General features: G+C 39.1%; 19 protein-coding genes. All 19 read left to right on the top strand.

Translation table 11 applies throughout. The features are described 5' to 3' along the window. Window positions 1-144 precede the first annotated feature (144 nt). The 19 genes from TR08_RS02750 to mazG all read left to right on the top strand — a co-directional run bounded on the left by TR08_RS02750 (window position 145) and on the right by mazG (window position 20,481). Window positions 145-1,323: a G5 and 3D domain-containing protein gene (locus tag TR08_RS02750; protein WP_045515583.1), complete on the top strand. Its 1,179-nt coding sequence runs from the start codon at window positions 145-147 to the stop codon at window positions 1,321-1,323. Window positions 1,324-1,590: 267 nt separating this feature from the next. Next, window positions 1,591-2,151 carry a ribonuclease M5 gene (rnmV, locus tag TR08_RS02745; RefSeq protein ID WP_045515582.1) on the top strand — a complete coding sequence of 187 codons (561 nt, stop codon included), beginning with the start codon at window positions 1,591-1,593 and terminating at the stop codon, window positions 2,149-2,151. Then, window positions 2,144-3,022 carry a 16S rRNA (adenine(1518)-N(6)/adenine(1519)-N(6))-dimethyltransferase RsmA gene (rsmA, locus tag TR08_RS02740; protein ID WP_045515580.1) on the top strand — a complete coding sequence of 293 codons (879 nt, stop codon included), beginning with the start codon at window positions 2,144-2,146 and terminating at the stop codon, window positions 3,020-3,022. The genes rnmV and rsmA overlap by 8 nt, the downstream gene beginning before the upstream one ends. Before the next feature lie 388 nt (window positions 3,023-3,410). Beyond that, window positions 3,411-4,295 (top strand): sporulation peptidase YabG, encoded by an 885-nt coding sequence (gene yabG / locus TR08_RS02735; protein WP_045515602.1) that lies wholly within the window; start codon window positions 3,411-3,413, stop codon window positions 4,293-4,295. Window positions 4,296-4,641: 346 nt separating this feature from the next. Then, window positions 4,642-4,905, top strand: a complete 264-nt coding sequence (gene veg / locus TR08_RS02730) for a biofilm formation stimulator Veg (protein ID WP_045515579.1) — start codon at window positions 4,642-4,644, stop codon at window positions 4,903-4,905. A gap of 344 nt (window positions 4,906-5,249) precedes the next feature. Beyond that, entirely contained in the window at window positions 5,250-5,435 is a 186-nt protein-coding gene (locus TR08_RS02725) for a small, acid-soluble spore protein, alpha/beta type (RefSeq protein ID WP_045515578.1), read from the top strand. 194 nt (window positions 5,436-5,629) lie between these two features. Further along, window positions 5,630-6,499: a 4-(cytidine 5'-diphospho)-2-C-methyl-D-erythritol kinase gene (gene ispE, locus TR08_RS02720; RefSeq protein WP_045515577.1), complete on the top strand. Its 870-nt coding sequence runs from the start codon at window positions 5,630-5,632 to the stop codon at window positions 6,497-6,499. A 56-nt stretch (window positions 6,500-6,555) separates the two neighbouring features. Then, a complete protein-coding gene (gene purR / locus TR08_RS02715) occupies window positions 6,556-7,386 on the top strand; it encodes a pur operon repressor (RefSeq protein ID WP_045515576.1) in 831 nt (276 codons plus the stop codon). Between the two features lies 1 nt (window position 7,387). Beyond that, on the top strand, window positions 7,388-7,762 hold the full coding sequence (locus tag TR08_RS02710) for a RidA family protein (RefSeq protein ID WP_045515575.1): 375 nt from the start codon (window positions 7,388-7,390) through the stop codon (window positions 7,760-7,762). A gap of 182 nt (window positions 7,763-7,944) precedes the next feature. Continuing rightward, window positions 7,945-8,235, top strand: coding sequence for a septation regulator SpoVG (gene spoVG / locus TR08_RS02705; protein WP_003347151.1), 291 nt, complete (start codon window positions 7,945-7,947; stop codon window positions 8,233-8,235). A 192-nt stretch (window positions 8,236-8,427) separates the two neighbouring features. Continuing rightward, the gene (glmU, locus tag TR08_RS02700; protein ID WP_045515572.1) at window positions 8,428-9,801 is read left to right on the top strand and encodes a bifunctional UDP-N-acetylglucosamine diphosphorylase/glucosamine-1-phosphate N-acetyltransferase GlmU; all 1,374 of its coding nucleotides are present in this window, start codon (window positions 8,428-8,430) and stop codon (window positions 9,799-9,801) included. Between the two features lie 21 nt (window positions 9,802-9,822). Then, window positions 9,823-10,779, top strand: a complete 957-nt coding sequence (locus tag TR08_RS02695) for a ribose-phosphate diphosphokinase (RefSeq protein ID WP_045515571.1) — start codon at window positions 9,823-9,825, stop codon at window positions 10,777-10,779. 225 nt (window positions 10,780-11,004) lie between these two features. Continuing rightward, window positions 11,005-11,640, top strand: coding sequence for a 50S ribosomal protein L25/general stress protein Ctc (locus tag TR08_RS02690; RefSeq protein ID WP_045515570.1), 636 nt, complete (start codon window positions 11,005-11,007; stop codon window positions 11,638-11,640). Between the two features lie 261 nt (window positions 11,641-11,901). Then, window positions 11,902-12,462, top strand: a complete 561-nt coding sequence (gene pth / locus TR08_RS02685; RefSeq protein WP_045515600.1) for an aminoacyl-tRNA hydrolase — start codon at window positions 11,902-11,904, stop codon at window positions 12,460-12,462. 128 nt (window positions 12,463-12,590) lie between these two features. Next, window positions 12,591-12,821: an anti-sigma-F factor Fin family protein gene (locus TR08_RS02680; RefSeq protein WP_045515569.1), complete on the top strand. Its 231-nt coding sequence runs from the start codon at window positions 12,591-12,593 to the stop codon at window positions 12,819-12,821. Window positions 12,822-12,930: 109 nt separating this feature from the next. Further along, window positions 12,931-16,464: a transcription-repair coupling factor gene (mfd, locus tag TR08_RS02675; RefSeq protein WP_045515568.1), complete on the top strand. Its 3,534-nt coding sequence runs from the start codon at window positions 12,931-12,933 to the stop codon at window positions 16,462-16,464. A 184-nt stretch (window positions 16,465-16,648) separates the two neighbouring features. Next, window positions 16,649-17,185 (top strand): stage V sporulation protein T, encoded by a 537-nt coding sequence (spoVT, locus tag TR08_RS02670; protein ID WP_045515566.1) that lies wholly within the window; start codon window positions 16,649-16,651, stop codon window positions 17,183-17,185. Window positions 17,186-17,391: 206 nt separating this feature from the next. Then, a complete protein-coding gene (locus TR08_RS02665; RefSeq protein WP_045515565.1) occupies window positions 17,392-19,014 on the top strand; it encodes a putative polysaccharide biosynthesis protein in 1,623 nt (540 codons plus the stop codon). A 6-nt stretch (window positions 19,015-19,020) separates the two neighbouring features. Then, window positions 19,021-20,481, top strand: coding sequence for a nucleoside triphosphate pyrophosphohydrolase (mazG, locus tag TR08_RS02660; protein WP_045515563.1), 1,461 nt, complete (start codon window positions 19,021-19,023; stop codon window positions 20,479-20,481).

Here is a 20,481-nt window from a genome sequence, read left to right as displayed (position 1 = left end):
GTCGAGAAGTTTTCCTTTGCAAATTTCCCAACTATATGCATAATAGGAAATACGTTCACAACAAATGCAAGGGTTGACAGCCGACAGCATGTTTCTCAATAATCTCTCCGAGAGAAGGAGGCGTTTTTCATCGTATTCAAAAACATGAAAAACCTGTTTTCCAAGTCTTTGAGTAAGAAAAGGTTGGCGATCACTTTTGCTAGTTTTGTAGTTTTAGCAGCACTTCTTGGTTTTTCATACTATGAAGGATCTAAGTATAACGTTGCATTGACTCTTAACGGACAGCAAAAAGTAATAAAAACGCATGCCGATACGGTTAGGGATTTATTCGCTCAACTGGAAATACCACTCAACTCAAAAGACTACTTGTCACCTTCAGCTGATGCGAAGGTGAAAGACAATCAAAAAATTGTCTGGAAGCAAGCAAAGCAGGTTCATATTGTCCAAGACAACGAGAAAAAAACGATATGGACAACAGCAGGTACAGTCGCTGAGCTACTAAAAGAGCAACAAATTGTATTGAACGAACAGGATGAAATTTCACCAAAACCGCATGAAACGATCAAAAGCAAGATGGATATTCGCATTAAAGTAGCTCTTCATCTTACACTAGTTGACGGCGGGAATGAGCAACAGGTATGGTCCACTTCGGCTACGGTCGCTGACTTTTTAACACAACAGGGTATTAAACTTAATGAATATGACCGAGTTGAACCGTCATTATCAGAGACATTGCAAAAGGATGGCGTTATTAACGTCATACGCGTAGAAAAAGTCACCGATGTAGTGGAAGAACCAATTCAATTTGCCGTTATCACCAAGAAGGATGAGAGCTTAGAAAAAGGAAAACAAATAACTGTTAATGAAGGTAAAAATGGACTTGTTTCAAGAGAATATGAAGTCATCTTGGAAAATGGTAACGAAGTTTCTAGAAAATTAATCGGTGAGCAGAAACTAAGAGAGAAACTCGATAAAGTTGTGGCTGTCGGAACGAAGGAATTAGAATTTCAAGTTTCCCGTGGAGCAGAAACTGGAACTGAGTTTTATGTTAATACTACTGCCTATACTGCATATTGTAACGGCTGTTCAGGTAGAACAGCAACGGGATTTGATCTGCGTGCTAACCCAGGTGCAAAAGTAATTGCCGTTGACCCACGAGTTATTCCGCTCGGAACGAAGGTTTATGTGGAAGGCTATGGCTATGCTGTAGCGGCTGATACTGGTGGAGCCATTAAGGGACACAAAATTGATGTCTTTTTCCCAACAAAGGCGGAAGCTTTCCGCTGGGGAGTCAGAAAAGTTAAAATTAAGATATTACAATAAGCTTAACGGTGCAGAGGTTTATCCAGCCTCTGCATTTTGCTTTTTCATTAATATTCTTTATACTTACATCGAATACATTAAGCTATTTACTTAATGATATGAATGCATTTGTTAATATAGACGGCGGACATTACAAAAATGTTTCATTTTTTTTTCAAATTTTTTTATTTTTTAATAATGGCTGTGTAAAAGTTAAATTTTTGTTTATTGGATCGGAAATCAATAGACTAATTAACACAGCCTCTATAAAATTGTGCGGAGGAAATAATGAAGATTCAGGAATTCATTGTGGTGGAAGGAAAAGACGATACCACCACGATTAAACGAGCAGTTGATGCAGATACGATTGAAACCAATGGTTCTGCAATTAATGAAGAAACCATCGAAAAAATTAAAAGAGCACAAGAAACTAGAGGGGTTATTATCTTTACAGACCCCGACTATCCAGGTGAAAAAATCAGGAAAACGATTGCAGAAAAAGTACCTGGCTGTAAACACGCTTTTTTACCGAAAGAAGTCGCTATTGCTAAAAATGGAAAAGGTCTTGGTGTTGAACATGCTCCTCTAGAGGCGATAAGGAATGCTTTAAGAGACGCACAAATCATGTCAGAGACAATTAAAGAAGAAATCACGCAAGAGGATTTAATTATAGCGGGACTTATTGGCGGACCAGGTTCAAAAGAGCGAAGGATCTTGTTGGGAAAATTTTTGAAAATTGGTTATACCAATGGGAAACAATTATATAAAAGATTAATGATGTTCCAAATCAGCAGGCAGGAATTTGCAGAGGCACTTGCCGTTGTTATACAGGAGGAAGAAAATGAATAAAGACATTGCAACCCCGATTCGTACACGAGCGATACTTGAAAAATACGGCTTTTCTTTTAAGAAAAGTCTGGGTCAAAACTTTTTAATTGATACAAACATCTTACATAGAATTGTTGATTTTGCAGATATGGGCGAAAATTCAGGGGCAATTGAAATTGGCCCTGGAATTGGTGCTCTTACAGAACAGCTTGCTCGCAGGAGTAAAAAAGTTGTTGCATTTGAAATTGACCAAAGATTATTACCGATATTGTCGGACACGCTTTCACCATATGAAAATGTAAAAGTGATACATAAAGATATACTGGAGGCAGATGTTCAGGAAGTCATAGATACAGAATTTACGAATATCGATGACCTTATGGTTGTCGCCAATCTTCCTTATTACGTGACTACTCCGATTATTATGAAACTGCTAGAGGAACAAATCCCAATTCGAGGTATCGTGTGTATGCTTCAAAAAGAGGTCGCAGATCGTATTTCAGCGAAGCCGGGGACAAAGGAATACGGATCACTTTCAATCGCTGTACAGTACTACACAAAGGCTGAGACGGTGATGATTGTCCCGAAAACAGTTTTCGTCCCCCAGCCGAATGTAGATTCAGCAGTAATCCGGTTAACAAGAAGAGAACAGCCGGCAGTAATAGTAAAAGATGAAAAGTTCTTTTTCCAAGTTACACGAGCTAGTTTTGCCCAAAGGAGAAAAACATTACTTAATAATTTAACCAGTCAACTCCCAGATGGAAAACAAAAGAAGGAAGAAATCATTAAAGCCTTAAACGCAGCTGGAATCGAACCGACAAGAAGAGGGGAAACTCTTTCCGTTGAGGAATTTGGCCTTCTTAGTGACGAATTACTAAACTACTTTCAATAGACCTTTAAGGTCTATTTTTTATTGAAAAGAAATAATAAACTTCGACTTTGAGAATTGTCTAGCTACAGCGCCCTAGCGGCTAGTGTCCTTCGCTCTCCGCCCTACGATAAGTCAAGCACGAATGCGCCTCCGGCTCTTCGTGTTTCCTTTATCTCAGTTGGAGCGCTCCACAGGGAACGCTTCGGCAGCATAGGCTTCGCACGAAGGAAAAGCGTTAGCTTTCACGAGGAGGCCATACGCCGCTGACCAGGGCGCTTTCGCTTTTCTTATGGTCTAGACCTTGTATTAAACAACTAGTTGAATCACAAAACGATGTGTAGGTGCATAGCCTATCAAAGAGAAACTTTATTTGGAAGGCCTATATGCTGGTCTAATTGGAGTGACAGCAGTGAATATAAAGATGATGGATATTGTCGGCAGACGGTCCTATAACTGTGATATTCTATTCCGAGTTATTGATATTCAAACACTAAATGGCCAGAAATTTGCAGTCCTATATGGTGAAGACGTTCGCTTAGTGGCAGATGCTCCTTACGAGGATTTAGTAGTGATTAACAAAAATGTAAGGTCAAAAATGGTACAGGAATACAAAACCCTTGAAGAGCAATCCTTCCGTCTATTTGCACAGGACGTTGATTTACTAAAGCAAAGGCAGGATTATGAAGCGACGGGCGGCTATGTGCAACCAGCCAATTATTTTCAAATTCCAGGAAAGGTTCTTCACTTAGATGGAGATCCAGATTACTTACAAAAGTGCATGGCTTTATACGAGAAAATTGGTATTCCTGTCTACGGCATTCATTGTAAAGAAAAAGAAATGCCAAATAAAATTGGCGGTTTAATCGATCAATACCGTCCTGATATTTTAGTCATTACTGGCCATGATGCCTATTCAAAGGCGAAGGGAAAGATAACAGATATAAATGCATACCGCCACTCGAAGCACTTCGTCCAAACCGTCAAGGAGGCACGAAGGAAGATACCCCATTTGGACCAACTCGTCATTTTTGCAGGTGCCTGCCAATCACACTTTGAATCTTTGATACATGCAGGTGCAAACTTTGCTAGTTCCCCATCACGAATTAATATACATGCCCTAGACCCCGTTTATATTGTTGTGAAAATCGGCTTTACACCATTTATGGAGAGTATCAATGTTTGGGATGTACTAAGAAACACATTAACAGGAGAAAAAGGGCTGGGAGGCATTGAAACTAAAGGAGTCTTACGAACAGGAATGCCTTATAATCCTGTCCAGGAAGAAGAATCATAAGTCCTTATAGAAAAGAGGAAGGTGCCTGCCTATCGGCGACAGGCATAAGACAAACCGGCATGAAGGTTGCTCTTTATACTTCTTGACGGATTGGCTCATGACCCCGAGCCGAGGGCACCTGGAGCTAGACAGTTCTCAAAGTCATCTAGCCGAAACTTTTCTAGGGCTTATTTTTTTTATTACACATAATCCTTCCTTAATAAGGTAATCATAATGATTGTTGAAAATTTGGAGAAAAAGTAGAAGAAAAGATATTGACAATCTTTTTGTCGGACTGATATAATTTATGTTTTTATTTGACAGGACTATGTCAGTGTGATATACTTTACACAGTGAGGTGGACCGAATGCCAAAAACCTTAGCCGATATCAAAAAGGCTCTTGATTCAAATTTAGGGAAAAGATTGTTGCTCAAGGCAAACGGAGGACGTAGAAAAACAATCGAACGATCAGGTGTTTTAGCTGAAACGTACCCTTCGGTTTTTGTAATCGAGTTAGATCAAGAAGAAAACGCATTTGAACGAGTTTCATACAGCTATGCAGATGTACTTACTGAAACAGTTCAAATAACCTTCTATGAAGATGCAGCAGGAAACATAGCTTTAAGTTAGAATATAGGCAATTTTTTAGGCAGGAAATCATCTGATTTTCTGCCTTTTGCTATTTATGCAATGGGTATTTACAGCACATTATTGATTTTGCCACGAAGTTGATTGGAGCGGAAGGCACGAGGACTCCTCGAAAATGCTAACGCATTTTCTTCGTGCGGTGCTTATTCAGTGAAGATTATTCAATGTCCTGCAGGAGGCTCCCCCGGACCGCCCCCGGAAAGCGAAGTGCCTGGCGTAGAAATCAACAGACAAGGTTAACACAGCCATTATCAAATAAAATTAATGAAAAAACTCCTATATACCATACTAATAGTGCCGTGAGTGTAATAAAAGGGGTTGTTTAGATGGCAAGAAGAAGAGGTGTAATGTCTACTCAATTTAAAGAAGAGCTTGCAAAAGAGCTTGGGTTTTATGATGTCGTTCAAAAAGAGGGTTGGGGCGGCATCAGAGCTAAGGACGCAGGAAATATGGTAAAAAGAGCGATTGAACTAGCCTCAGAGCAGCTGATGAATAACAACAGGAAGTCTTAACTTAGGTAGTTCACAGCCACAAGTTGAAAAGCAGCACTTGCTTCTCAATGTTTAAACAAAACAGACACCACGGTATAGCCAGGGGGCAGAATCCCCCTGGCTTTTAAATATTATTGATAGACTTTTTTCCTATTAGAAGTTTTGTGGTAAAATAGGAAAAAAATATATGAACGATAGAAGTGTAGGTGTGCATAGTGAAGCTTTTAGTAAAAGCACCAGCCAAGATTAATTTATCCTTGGATGTTTTATATAAACGTCCTGATGGTTTTCATGAAGTTGAGATGATCATGACGACGATTGATTTGGCTGACCGTGTTGAACTGACATTATTAGAACAGGACAAAATACATATTCTTTCCCATAATCGCTATGTTCCTGATGACCAAAGGAACCTTGCCTTTCAAGCGGCGCAATTGTTAAAGGACCGATACCAAGTAAAAAAAGGGGTCCAAATAACAATTGAAAAAACAATCCCTGTTGCGGCCGGACTTGCGGGGGGAAGTAGTGATGCTGCTGCAACTCTTAGGGGTCTTAATAAACTCTGGGAACTCGGATTAACATTGGACGAATTAGCTAGTCTCGGTTCAGAAATAGGCTCGGATGTATCATTTTGTGTGTATGGCGGTACAGCTTTAGCAAAAGGTAGAGGTGAAATGATTACGGACCTTCCTGCTCCGCCAACATGCTGGGTCATTTTAGCGAAACCTTTTATTGGTGTCTCGACAGCGGAGGTTTATCGGCGTTTAGATTTAAATGGCATGAAGCACCCAAAAATTGATGAGATGGTCAAAGCGATTCAAAACAATGATTATCAAAGGGTATGTGAAAATGTCGGAAATGTCCTTGAAGATGTTACATTAAAACTTCATCCAGAGGTAGCGCAAATAAAGGAACAAATGAAACGTTTTGGTGCAGATGCTGTTCTGATGAGTGGAAGCGGACCAACTGTATTTGGCATTGTCCAGCACGATTCGAGAATGCATCGGATTTATAATGGGCTAAGAGGTTTTTGCGATCAGGTATTTGCTGTAAGGATGCTCGGTGAACGACACACTCTTGATTAAAAGCGTACATTAGTGATATCCTGTTAGTAGAATATTCGTCTTTTTGGAGGATTGCTATGAAGTTTCGCCGCAGTGAACGATTGATAGATATGACGAGCTATTTACTTGACCATCCGCGCCAGCTTGTACCGCTTACCTTCTTTGCTGAACGTTACTCTTCCGCAAAATCTTCTATCAGTGAAGACTTAACAATAGTTAAGGAGACTTTCGAACAAAGAGGAATCGGAACGTTGCAGACTGTACCTGGAGCATCGGGTGGGGTTAAATTTTTTGTAAATGTAAGTGATGATGAGGCAAGACCGTTTGTGAATGAGTTATGTTCGTTAATTGCACACCCTGACCGGCTATTGCCAGGGGGATACTTGTATTTAACTGATATTTTGGGCGATCCATCCATTGTCCAAAAAGCTGGTCGGATTATTGCTTCCGCCTATGTAAATACTAAAATTGATGTGGTCATGACAGTGGCAACAAAGGGGATTCCCCTTGCTTATGCTGTAGCGAGTCAATTAAATACACCAGTTGTTATCGTAAGACGAGACAGTAAGGTTACAGAAGGTCCAACCGTCAGTATTAACTATGTTTCTGGGTCGGCAAAAAGAATTCAAACGATGGTTCTTTCGAAAAGGAGTTTGGCACAAGGCTCCAGGGTCTTAATTGTCGATGACTTTATGAAAGCAGGTGGAACCGTTATGGGAATGATCAGCTTACTAGAGGAATTTAATGCTCAAGTAGCTGGTATAGCCGTTTTGGTTGAAGCCGAAAAAATTGAAGAACGACTCGTAGATGAATACAAATCACTTGTTAAGTTAACTGATGTGGATGTAAAGGAAAAAAGGATTCAGGTTAAAGAGGGTAACTACTTTAAACGCAGAACGGAGGAATAGTATGAAAGTTGTTCAAACTAACCAAGCGCCTGCCGCGATTGGACCATATTCTCAAGGAATCATCGTAAACAATCTTTTTTATAGCTCTGGCCAAATCCCATTAACAGCTGAGGGAGTCATGATCGAAGGCGGTATAAAAGAACAGACTCATCAGGTTTTTAAAAATTTGGATGCCGTGCTTACAGCTGCAGGGGCTTCATTTGAAACAGTCGTAAAGGCTACTGTTTTTATTAAGAGTATGGATGATTTTGCAGATATAAATGAAATATATGGTGAATATTTCTCAACTAATAAACCGGCGCGTTCCTGTGTAGAGGTAGCACGGTTACCAAAAGATGCTTTGGTTGAAATTGAAGTAATTGCGCTCGTGAAATAATCGAGCGTTTTTTTATTTTTCTCTATAACCACAATACTTAATATTAATAAGTCTGACTTTTAAAAATGTTCATTATTTTGCCTAAAATATTTTTAAAATATTTGATAGAAAAGAAGGATTTACTAGATTCCATGTTGAATTAATAACACTAGCTTTTTAACATATGAAAAGGGTGTGAGCACATGGAAGTAACAGACGTAAGATTACGCCGCGTTAACACGGATGGTCGTATGAGAGCAATCGCATCAATTACATTAGACAATGAGTTTGTAGTACATGACATCCGCGTCATTGATGGAAACAATGGTTTGTTTGTCGCAATGCCAAGTAAACGTACTCCAGATGGAGAATTTCGTGATATTGCGCATCCAATCAATTCTGGAACGCGCGGTAAAATTCAAGAAGCTGTATTGGCTGAGTATCATCGTTTAGGTGAATTAGAAGTAGAATTTGAAGAAGCCGGTGCTTCCTAGAAAGTAGTATTCAACTAGAGCCTACTACATAAGTAGTGCTCTTTTTTTGTTTCTCCCTCATTCCTCCTCTATATTACATCCTCTAATTTTCTCAAAATAACAAATTCGGACACTTTTCTAACATTCCTTGAAATGACTGACTAATTACGTTAATATTTTTAATGGATAAAAAGGTAAATTGGAGGACTGCTCATGTCTAATCGTTATGCTGTGATTTTGGCCGCAGGGCAAGGAACCCGGATGAAGTCAAAGCTTTATAAAGTGTTACATCCTGTATGCGGTAAGCCGATGGTTCAACATGTTGTTGATCAAGTGAGGAAGCTAAATATTCAAGAACTGGTTACCGTGATTGGTCATGGAGCTGAAATGGTAAAGGCTCAATTAGGGGAAGAAAGTCATTATGCCCTTCAAGAAGAGCAGCTTGGGACTGCGCATGCTGTAATGCAGGCACAAAAAATGCTTGAGGGTAAAGAAGGAGTTACCATTGTAGTGTGTGGTGACACTCCTCTAATTAAAGCAGAAACGATGGAGTCCTTATTTAAACATCATGAAGAATTATCTGCAAAAGCAACAATTCTTACTGCAAGGATTGATGACCCGACAGGATATGGTCGAATTATTCGAAATGAAAATGGTCTTGTTGAAAAGATTGTTGAACATAAAGATGCAACTGAGGCTGAGCGTGCAATAAATGAAATTAATACAGGTACTTATTGCTTTGACAATGCTGCCTTGTTTGAAGTATTAAAAAAGGTTTCAAATGATAATGTTCAAGGTGAATATTACCTGCCAGACGTCGTTGAAATTCTAAAAAATCAGGGAGAAGTGGTTACTGCCTTCCAAACGAAGGATTTGGGAGAAACACTTGGTGTAAACGACAGAGTTGCCTTGGCAGAAGCTGAAAGAATTATGCGCAGCCGTATAAATGAAGGTCATATGCGGAATGGAGTCACCATTGTTGATCCGGCGAATGCATACATTGAATCAGATGTTGTTATTGGTCAGGATACGATTGTTCTACCAGGTACAATCCTAAAAGGCAGGACCGTGATCGGTGCAGATTGCCAAATCGGTCCAAACTCAGAAATTGATTCATGTGAGGTAGGGAATGAAACGGTAATCCGTCAATCTGCCGCCTATAATAGTTCTATTGGGTCCCTGGTTAATATTGGTCCATTTGCTCATATAAGACCTGAATCTGCTATTCTAGATGAAGTGAAAATTGGAAACTTTGTTGAAATTAAGAAGGCTGTTTTCGGTAAGGGAAGCAAGGCTTCACATTTAAGCTATATTGGTGATGCTGAGGTTGGCAAAGATGTAAATATCGGATGTGGTTCGATAACCGTTAATTATGATGGAAAAAATAAATTTTTAACGAAGATTGAGGATGAAGTCTTTATAGGCTGTAATTCTAATCTGGTAGCTCCTGTTACCGTTGGAAAAGGAGCTTATGTTGCTGCAGGTTCAACAATAACAAAGGATGTTCCTGGCAATGCATTATCCATTGCACGTTCGCAGCAGGTTAACAAAGAAAACTATGTCGATAAACTTAATAAGAAAAAATAAGCATTAATATTGGAGGGCATTATGTCGAATCAATACTTAGATCCAAATTTAAAGGTATTCAGTCTAAATTCAAATCTTCCTTTAGCGAGAGAGATTGCCAAGGTTATTGGTGTGGAATTAGGAAAAAGCTCTGTAACAAGATTTAGTGATGGAGAAATTCAAATTAATATCGAAGAGAGTATCCGTGGCTGTGATGTATATGTCATTCAATCGACTAGCTCACCTGTTAATGAACACCTCATGGAATTGTTAATCATGATAGACGCCTTGAAAAGAGCCTCTGCCAAGACAATCAATATTGTTATGCCATACTATGGATATGCTCGACAAGACCGTAAAGCACGGGCACGTGAGCCAATTACAGCTAAATTAGTCGCAAACCTTCTTGAAACTGCAGGTGCAACCCGTGTAATCTGCTTAGATTTACATGCACCACAGATTCAAGGTTTCTTTGAAATTCCAACAGATCATTTAATGGGTGTACCGATTTTAGCGGAATACTTTAAAAAGAGGGAATTTAATGGTGATATTGTTATCGTTTCTCCTGACCATGGAGGTGTAACGAGAGCTAGAAAATTAGCAGAGCGATTAAAAGCACCTATTGCGATTATTGACAAACGTCGTCCACGCCCAAATGTGGCTGAAGTAATGAATATTGTCGGTAATATAGAAGGTAAAATTGCTATCCTAATTGATGATATTATAGACACTGCAGGGACTATAACACTTGCAGCAAATGCACTAGTTGAGAACGGTGCAAAAGAAGTATATGCTTGCTGTACACACCCTGTTCTGTCTGGACCTGCGATTGACAGAATTCAAAATTCAAAAATTAAAGAATTAGTGATTACGAATTCTATTGCCCTCCCAGAAGAGAAAAAGACAGATAAAATTATTAACCTTTCAGTAGCACCATTACTTGGAGAAGCGATTATTCGTGTCCATGAAGAACAATCTGTAAGCACATTATTTGATTGATCTCCTTGAATCCTTTTTTGAATCTAGCTCCAGCGCCTAGCCCCTCGGGGTCATAAGCCAATCCGGCAAGAAGGTTAAAGAGCAACCTTCATGCCGGCTCGTCTTATGCCTGTCGGGGCTGAGCAAGGCGCTTCCGCTTTTTAATAAATAAATGTTTAGACCTTCCTGTTTTGGGGAATTTTTATAGAGACAGTTAAGAACAAAACTAGGAAGGTGACTAAACTCATGAGTACGGTTTTACAAGCAAAGGAACGTAAGGAATTGCGTAGTTCAGAGTTAAGGAAGATTAGAGAGACTGGTAATATTCCTGCTGTAATCTATGGGCGGAAGATTGAAAGTAAACCTGTTTTTGTCAGCTCAGCAGATTTAACAAAAACAATCCGAAACGTAGGCAGAAATGGAGTTATTTCTCTTGATATAGACGGCAGTAAGCATGATGTCGTTTTAACTGAATATCAAGAGGATTTTATTAAAAAGGAAATTATCCATGTCGATTTTCTTGCAGTTGATAAATCCTCCAAAATTAACGTAACGGTAAGACTCGTCCTAACTGGCGAAGCAGCTGGTGTTAAGGATGGCGGTGTACTTCAGCAGCCTGTACATGAACTTTCGATTACTTCCACTCCAAGTGAAATTCCACAGCAGATAGAAGTGGATGTGACAAACCTGCAGGTTGGTGAAACCTTAAAGGTTTCCGATATCCTTTATCAAGGATCGTTTACAATCAACCATGAGGAAGAGGAAGTTATCGCGAGTATCCTGCCTCCTAAGCAAGAAGAAGAAATCAATGCAGGTGAGCAGCAAGAAGGCGGCCATCCTGATAACGAAGAAGGTAGAGAAACCGAACCAATTGGAGAATAGAAAAGCGGAAGCGCCTTCGGTTGGGGCGACAGGCATAAAGACCAGCGCTGACAGAAGGAGCGATTTTTGCCTTCCGAGGTGATTGGCTTAGACCTTAGAGCCCCTAGGCACTGGAGCTAGACATAATGATGTGGACGTAACCTCGACAGGGTTACGTCTTTTGTCGCATTTGTCACAAAAAAGACGTATTATTAAGTGGGAGAGATTATGATGCTCCGAAAATTAATGAACAGGTGGACTGGACCGAAAGAGAGGATAAGAATGAAATTAATAGTTGGTTTAGGAAACCCTGGGAAGCAATATGACAAAACGAGGCATAATATTGGATTTGAAGTAATTGATGAGCTTGCAGAGCAATTAGCCATTCCTTTAAATCAATCAAAATTCAAAGGACTATTTGGAATCGGTTTTCATAAAGGTGAAAAAGTAGTTTTATTAAAACCACTAACTTATATGAACCTCTCCGGAGAATCAATTAGAGCAATAATGGACTATTATCAGATTGAGATCGAAGATTTTGTAGTAATCTATGATGATCTTGATTTGCCGGTCGGAAAAATCAGGCTTCGTCAAAAAGGAAGTGCTGGTGGTCATAATGGGATAAAGTCTACGGTTGCCCATCTCGGAACCCAAGAATTTAACAGAATACGGATTGGGATTGACCGGCCAAAAAACGGTATGAAGGTTCCAGATTATGTGCTAGGACGTTTTCATGAAAATGAATTTGGATTAACAAAAGAAGCTGTACAAAAGAGTGCGGAAGCGTGTAAAACCTGGTTGGAAAAACCATTTTTACAGGTAATGAATGAATTTAATCAATAATTGTTCATGAGATAACCTTTTCTTTCATAAAATAAACCAATTCTCTTTTTTATGAAAGAAAACAAATGAATAACTTCCCTCTTCACCGTAAATACTATTATCAATAGTAGAATAGGGAGGGTACCTGAGTGGCCATTCATTACCATTGCCGTCATTGTGGCACAAACCTAGGTTCCATTGAACAGTCATCGATACACAGCGAAGCACTCGGTCTTCATAAATTAACGGAGCAGGAAAGACAAGAGATGGTCGCGTATGATATGTCTGGTAATATACACATTACTGCCATTTGTGAGGATTGTCAGGAGGCATTAGAAAGAAATCCAGATTATCACCAATATGATTTCCTCATTCATTAAACAGCTTTGGAAAGCACTCCAAAGCATTTTTCTATTTTTTTAAACACTACCATTAAAGTTAAAATAGTTAAAATACGAAAAAAGATTCAAAGAGAGGAGGAACGAGCTTTTGAAAGGTTTAAAATCACTATTCCTAGATCAGGAAGATATTCACTCTATCATTTCTGGAGTCCAAGAAGGCTTGAAGGAACAGCTTATTGCTGGATTATCGGGTTCATCAAGAACAGTCCTAACTGCTGCAATTTATGAGCAGATGAACAGACCGATTCTCTTTATTACCCATAATCTCTTGCAAGCACAAAAACTCTATGACGATATTGTAAATCTATTAAGTGAGGATGAAGTTTTTCTTTTCCCAGCAAATGAACTAATAGCGGCTGAGATGAGTATTGCCAGTCCTGAGTTAAAGGCACAAAGGATTGAAGCCTTAAACCATTTAAGTAAGAGAAATAAAGGTGTCATTATTGTTCCTATTGCTGGGCTAAGAAAAGTCATTCCGCCAAAAAACGTCTGGAAGAAGTACCAGTTGACATTCAAAATAGGCGATGATCTCGATGTAACAGAGGTACTAACAACATTTGTTAAGATGGGATATATTCGGGTAGAAATGGTTTCCACCCCTGGAGAGTTTAGTATAAGGGGCGGGATTATAGATATTTATCCACTTACGGTGAGCAATCCTATACGAATTGAATTATTTGATACTGAGATCGATTCAATCCGCTATTTTTCCTTAGAAGACCAGCGTTCCATCGAAAAAACAGGTGAAGTTTTAATTGGGCCTGCTACTGAGGTTCTTTTTGAAGCAGAGAATTATAGCCGCTTAATTGGTAAGCTAGAGGATGGCTTGGCTAAAAGTCTGCGAAAATTAAAGGACGATAAAGCAAAGATTCAGCTCTCGCAAAATATTAGTTATGAGCTCGAACAATTAAAAAATAGTCATAAACCAGATCAAGTATTTAAATATCTTTCACTAGCATATGAAGGCGGTACTAGTTTACTAGACTATCTTCCTCATAATGGAATGGTATTTATTGATGAAATTAGCCGGGTCCAAGAAATGAATGACTCATTAATTAAAGAAGAGGCTGAATGGTATACCGCCCTGCTTGGTGAAGGTCAAATTATTCATGATTTGAATATTTCCCATGATTTACATGGCTTGCTTCATAAAAAAGAGGTTCCGATTCTTTATATGAGTTTGTTTCTTCGCCATGTTGTGAATACAAGTCCGCAAAATATTATCAATGTTTCCTGTAAACAGATGCAAAATTTCCATGGACAAATGCACTTACTTAAAGCTGAAGTGGACAGGTGGAAAAAAGGAAATTACTCGATTCTTTTTTTAGGACCAGATGATGACAGAGTAAAAAAATTAGAACGAGTTTTAGAGGATTATGAAATAGAAGCTTCTATTTCACGAAGCAATCAGCAGCTTTTACCTGGAAAAGTGCAGATTATGAAGGGGAACCTGCAAACTGGATTTGAGCTTTCCATTCAGAAGATAGCTGTCATTACGGAAGAGGAGCTTTTTACTAAACGTGTCAAAAAGTCTGCCAACAGACAAAAGCTCTCAAATGCCGAAAGGATTAAGAGTTATTCCGAACTTAAAATTGGCGATTATGTTGTCCATGTTAATCACGGAATAGGAAAATACTTAGGAATTGAAACGCTCGTTATTAACGGAGTTCATAAGGATTATCTCCACCTCCGCTATCATGGAACAGATAAGCTTTATGTTCCAGTTGAACAAATTGACCTTGTTCAGAAGTATGTGGCTTCAGAAGGAAAAGAGCCCAAAATTTATAAACTTGGCGGCAGTGATTGGAAAAAGGTAAAGAAGAAGGTTCAATCATCGGTTCAAGACATTGCGGATGATTTAATCAAGCTTTATGCAGAACGTGAAGCAGCTGTAGGTTATGGATTTTCTCCGGATGGGGACATGCAAAGGGAGTTTGAAACTGCGTTTGCCTACCAGGAAACAGAGGACCAGCTCCGCTCTATCCATGAGATTAAAAAGGATATGGAAAGACCTAGACCCATGGACCGTTTGCTTTGTGGTGATGTTGGCTATGGAAAAACGGAGGTCGCCATTCGAGCTGCATTCAAAGCGATTGCAGATGGTAAACAAGTGGCGCTGCTTGTACCAACAACGATTTTAGCCCAGCAGCATTTTGAAACGATGAGAGAAAGATTTCAAGACTATCCGATCAATATTGGCCTGCTAAGTCGCTTCCGGTCGAAAAAACAACAAACAGAAACAATCAAAGGATTAAAAGCAGGTACAGTTGATGTGGTAGTTGGAACGCACCGTATTCTATCCAAAGATATCGTTTATCGTGAGTTAGGCTTATTAATCATCGATGAAGAGCAAAGATTTGGGGTAACCCATAAAGAGAAGATAAAAAGGTTAAAAACAAATATTGATGTATTAACATTGACAGCAACACCTATACCTAGAACGCTGCATATGTCCATGCTTGGTGTCCGCGACTTATCTGTTATCGAGACACCGCCTGAAAACCGTTTTCCTGTTCAAACCTACGTAATGGAATACAACGGATCGCTTGTCAGAGAGGCAATTGAGAGAGAACTGGCACGTGACGGACAAGTATACTTTTTATATAACAGAGTAGAAGATATTGAACGGAAGGCTGAAGAAATATCGATGCTTGTTCCAGATGCTCGCGTTACTTTCGCACATGGACAAATGTCAGAAAATGAATTGGAATCTGTCATGCTCAGCTTTCTATCAGGTGAGTTTGATGTTCTGGTCAGCACAACCATCATTGAAACCGGGGTCGATATTCCGAATGTTAACACATTGATTGTCTATGATGCGGATAAAATGGGACTTTCACAGCTGTATCAGCTTCGCGGGCGTGTAGGAAGGTCAAATCGTGTTGCCTATGCTTATTTCACGCATCGGAAGGATAAGGTATTGACTGAGGTTGCTGAAAAGCGCTTACAAGCTATAAAGGAATTTACTGAACTTGGTTCCGGTTTTAAAATTGCTATGCGTGACTTATCGATTAGGGGCGCAGGTAATTTACTAGGAGCCCAGCAGCATGGATTTATCGACTCAGTAGGATTCGATCTGTATTCTCAAATGCTGAAAGAAGCGATTGAGGAAAGAAAAGGTGATTTGAAAGCAGAGGAAAAAGCCACTGTGGAAATTGATTTAGAAATAGATGCCTATATTCCTGATACCTACATTAAAGATGGCCATCAAAAGATTGAAATGTATAAGCGTTTTAGAGGTGTGCAAACGCTAGAGGATATTGAAGAACTTCAAGCAGAAATGCTCGATCGTTTTGGTGAATATCCTGAAGAAGTCGATTTTCTATTCCAGGTGGCAGAAATGAAGGTTTATGCGCTTTTAGCGGGAGTTGAAATCATTAAACAAGCTAAACAGGAAGTAACTATTTTAGTAAATGAACGTGCGAGCAGCGCGATAGATGGGCAAAAGGTTTTTGCTATCAGCAGTAAATATCCACGAATGATTGGACTGGGAATGGAAGGACAGAAGCTTAAAATGACCCTTCAGACAAAAGGTCATCAGACAGCCCACTGGCTAAATGTAGCGTTTGAGATGATTAAAGGGCTTCAAGCCGCGAAAAAGGGTCAGGAGAACCCTGTCTAAAACCAGTTGTCTCACATTACGCGAGAATTGGAATATTTTTCACTTTGTGAAAAAATATTATGATTGTGTATAGAACTTTCCAGATGAAAGATACTAAGTTCAAAGTTGGTGATGATTCCTACAAAAGGAAAGAATATCATTACCAAGTTAGTAAAATCATCAGATGAAAGTGAGGCAACATTGGATGAAAGCAACTGGAATAGTTCGTCGAATCGATGATTTGGGTCGTGTTGTCATTCCCAAAGAAATACGCAGAACTCTGCGTATCCGTGAGGGGGATCCGTTAGAGATCTTTGTAGATCGAGATGGAGAAGTTATTTTAAAGAAATATTCACCAATCAGCGAGTTAAGCGATTTTGCCAAAGAATATGCAGAAGCCCTTTTTGACAGCCTCGGAAACCCGGTATTAATTTGCGATAGAGATAGTTATATTGCATTAGCAGGTAGTTCTAAAAAAGATTATTTAAATAAAAATATAAGCGATTTAGTGGAAAAAACCATGGAAGACCGTAATTCTGTTCTTGTTACACAGCAAGGTGATATTGCACTGGCAGATGGAAATGACGAAAGCATCTCATCTTATACAATTGGACCAATTATTGCAAATGGTGACCCAATTGGAGCAGTTATCATTTATGCAAAAGAAGGCACACTTGGTGAAGTAGAGAAAAAGGCTGTTGAAACTGCAGCTGGATTTTTAGCAAGACAAATGGAGTCCTAGTACTAATATTATTCTCACAAATAAAAAAGGCAGCCTTTGCTGTCTTTTTTATTTGTTTCGAAATCCAGCTCCACAAGAGTAAGCTTCGGAAGCGATACATCGCACGAAAGAAAAGCGTTAGCTTTTCTGAGGAGCGCCTGGATAAGGCGCTGAAGCTTTATATTATGCTATAATACAGTCGAGTTTGGTTAGTTAGGAGATAAGAAATGAAGCACGTAAATCAATCAAAAGCTCTTTTTAGAGGAGCTTTTATTTTGGCCATTGCAGCATTTATAACAAAAATCCTAAGTGCTGTTTATCGGATCCCGTTTCAAAACATTGTTGGTGATGTTGGCTTTTACATATATCAGCAGGTATACCCGTTTTATGGTCTTGCCATGGTCTTGGCAACAACAGGTTTTCCTGTCGTCATTTCTAAGTTATTAGCTGAACAAAGGGAAAAAGGCAATCATGAGAAAATAAGACGACTTTTATTTGTATCATTTATCATTTTACAGTTATTTGGATTTATCTGTTTTCTGATCCTTTATTTTGGTGCCGATTCTATTGCTTTATGGATGAATGATGAAAAGTTAGCCATTTTATTAAGGGTTGTCTCCATTGTCTTTTTATTATTTCCGATTGCTTCCATTCTGAGAGGTTACTATCAGGGAAAGGGAGACATGGTGCCAACTGCACTATCACAAGTGGGTGAACAATTAATAAGAGCTTTCACCATTCTCTTTTTGGCGTATGCTCTCACGAAGCTGGGTTATTCACTGTATATGGTTGGTGGCGGTGCAATGTTTGGGTCGATTACGGGAAGTATGGTATCAGCCATTATTTTGTTTACATTCCTTTGGATTCGTAAAGAATGGAGAATAATTGCTCCAAGAAAAGGAATACTGGTTGGTTATTATCGAGAGGTTGGCGCTATTTTAAAAACGCTTACCTACCAAGGTCTAACGATCTGTATTAGTGGAATGCTGATGGTTTTGATACAATTAGCTGATGCCTTGAACCTTTATTCCTTACTTACAGCGAATGGATATGGGACAGAAATGGCCAAAGGTATTAAAGGAATATTTGACCGTGGGCAGCCATTAATCCAGTTAGGGACCATTGTGGCTGCATCGATGTCCTTATCTCTTGTTCCATTAATAACGAGTGCAAGGATAAAAAAGGACACTTCTTTCATACAGGATAAAATTCAGTTGGCCATTAGGATCAGTATCGTCATTGGTGTCGGGGCATCTGTAGGCCTTTGGGCAATTATTGAACCAGCCAATATTATGTTATTTGAAGATAGCTCAGGTTCATCGGTGTTAGGAATGCTTAGTTTTGTCATTCTCCTCAGTTCAGTCATTACAACAATTATTGCCATTATGCAAGGTCTAGGGTCATTACTTTTTCCTGCAGTTACTGTACTTGCAACATTTCCTTTAAAGTACGGTCTAAATACTTTATTCGTCCCGACATTTGGCACAATGGGGGCAGCTTATGCTACATTAATTACTTTAGTATTTGTTTGCTTTCTTCTATATGTAAAATTTAAAAAAATGAAGTCCATTTCGCTGCTATCGTTTCACTTCCTACGAACACTTTTGACAGCAGCTTTATTGATGGTGCTACTATTAAAAGGCTATCTAGCCTTAACAAATATGATAACAATACCGGTTGGAACCGAGAGGATAATGGCAGCTATCCAGGCGCTAGGCGGAGCCTTTTCCGGAGGCTTCCTATTCTTATTTATTATTGTTAGAGGTGGAGTCTTTTTAGAAAAGGAACTATCATTATTTCCTTTCGGCAGCAAATTAAGCCTTTTATTACCTAAAAAGAATAGGAGTTAAAAATATATGGATAAAACAATTGAAGTTCTCGGTTTAGGAGCGGGAGACTTTGAACAGCTCCCCTTTGGTGTTTATAAAAAGTTAATGAAGGCAAATCATGTTTACTTAAGAACAAAGGAACATCCCGTTATTGATGAACTAGTTCAAGAAGGACTGGGCTTTACATCATTTGATTCCATTTATGAAAAGCATGACCAGTTTGAAGAGGTATATCAAGAAATTGTCCAGAACTTACTGCAAAAAGCAAAAGTGGAGCAGGTAATTTACGCGGTACCTGGTCATCCGCTGGTTGCCGAAAGGACTGTTCAATTGCTGTTAGAATATGGTCCAAAAGAGGATATAGACATCATCATTGGCGGAGGTCAAAGCTTTGTCGATGCCATTTTTCAATCTTTAAAAATTGATCCTGTAGATGGCTTCCAGCTTTTAGATGGAACCTCACTCCGGTCCAATCAGCTGCAAATCGACCAGCATATTTTTATCAGTCAAGTCTATGACCAGTTTGTAGCCTCTAATATTAAACTAACCCTTATGGAGAGGCTTCCTGATGATTATGAGGTTGTCATTGTTTCAGCAGCTGGGAGTAAGAATGAACGAATAGAGCGCGTCCCTTTGTATGAGCTGGATCGAAAGGTAACCCTTGATAATCTCACATCTGTTTATGTACCTCCCGTAAAAGATGAACAAATTTTGCTGAAAAATTTCTCTAAGTTAAGAGAGATTATTGCTGTATTAAGAGGTCCGAATGGCTGTCCATGGGATAAGGAACAAACACATGAATCCTTAAAGAAATACTTAATTGAAGAAACCTATGAAGTAATTGAGGCAATAGATAATGGTGATATTGACCATATAATAGAAGAGCTTGGTGATGTTTTGCTGCAGGTCATGCTTCATGCCCAAATTGGTGAGGATGATGGCTATTTTGCGATTGAAGATGTCATTGAGGTACTATCAGCTAAAATGATTCGCAGGCACCCGCATGTATTTGGAAATAGAAAAGCGGAAGACTCAACAGAAGTCCTTCGTAACTGGCAGGAAATAAAGAAACAGGAAAAAGGTGAAACAGAGGCCTCCCTTCTTGATGGTATTTCCAAATCCATCCCGAATTTATTAAGAGCTTACAAAATTCAGAAGAAAGCAGCGAAAGTTGGTTTTGATTGGCAGGAAATAACACCAGCTTTGGAGAAAGTGAAAGAAGAGCTTGAGGAATTTGAGAATGAAATAAAGAAAGAGAGCCTTCTTCATGCAAAAAAGGAATTTGGAGATATCCTGTTTGCTTTTGTTAATGTTGCTAGGTTTTTAGATATCCATCCTGAAGAGGCATTATTTGAAACCAATGAAAAGTTTATTAGAAGGTTTCGTTTTATAGAAGAAAAAGTTAAGGAAAGCAATAAGTCTATTGAGGAGCATTCATTAGAGGAACTTGATCAATTTTGGGATGAAGCAAAATCAAAAGGACTTTAG

The organism is Neobacillus niacini (genome assembly GCF_000759675.1).
GTDB classification, from domain to species: Bacteria; Bacillota; Bacilli; order Bacillales; family Cytobacillaceae; genus Neobacillus; species Neobacillus niacini_A.
This window is presented reverse-complemented; position numbering and strand designations above follow the sequence as displayed.

Bases quoted from the DNA above. Each gene is read 5' to 3' on its own strand.
- TR08_RS02750 (WP_045515583.1), top strand. From the start codon at position 145: ATGAAAAACCTGTTTTCCAAGTCTTTGAGTAAGAAAAGGTTGGCGATC.
- rnmV (WP_045515582.1), top strand. From the start codon at position 1,591: ATGAAGATTCAGGAATTCATTGTGGTGGAAGGAAAAGACGATACCACC.
- rsmA (WP_045515580.1), top strand. From the start codon at position 2,144: ATGAATAAAGACATTGCAACCCCGATTCGTACACGAGCGATACTTGAA.
- veg (WP_045515579.1), top strand. From the start codon at position 4,642: ATGCCAAAAACCTTAGCCGATATCAAAAAGGCTCTTGATTCAAATTTA.
- TR08_RS02725 (WP_045515578.1), top strand. From the start codon at position 5,250: ATGGCAAGAAGAAGAGGTGTAATGTCTACTCAATTTAAAGAAGAGCTT.
- purR (WP_045515576.1), top strand. From the start codon at position 6,556: ATGAAGTTTCGCCGCAGTGAACGATTGATAGATATGACGAGCTATTTA.
- TR08_RS02710 (WP_045515575.1), top strand. From the start codon at position 7,388: ATGAAAGTTGTTCAAACTAACCAAGCGCCTGCCGCGATTGGACCATAT.
- spoVG (WP_003347151.1), top strand. From the start codon at position 7,945: ATGGAAGTAACAGACGTAAGATTACGCCGCGTTAACACGGATGGTCGT.
- glmU (WP_045515572.1), top strand. From the start codon at position 8,428: ATGTCTAATCGTTATGCTGTGATTTTGGCCGCAGGGCAAGGAACCCGG.
- TR08_RS02695 (WP_045515571.1), top strand. From the start codon at position 9,823: ATGTCGAATCAATACTTAGATCCAAATTTAAAGGTATTCAGTCTAAAT.
- TR08_RS02690 (WP_045515570.1), top strand. From the start codon at position 11,005: ATGAGTACGGTTTTACAAGCAAAGGAACGTAAGGAATTGCGTAGTTCA.
- pth (WP_045515600.1), top strand. From the start codon at position 11,902: ATGAAATTAATAGTTGGTTTAGGAAACCCTGGGAAGCAATATGACAAA.
- spoVT (WP_045515566.1), top strand. From the start codon at position 16,649: ATGAAAGCAACTGGAATAGTTCGTCGAATCGATGATTTGGGTCGTGTT.
- TR08_RS02665 (WP_045515565.1), top strand. From the start codon at position 17,392: ATGAAGCACGTAAATCAATCAAAAGCTCTTTTTAGAGGAGCTTTTATT.
- mazG (WP_045515563.1), top strand. From the start codon at position 19,021: ATGGATAAAACAATTGAAGTTCTCGGTTTAGGAGCGGGAGACTTTGAA.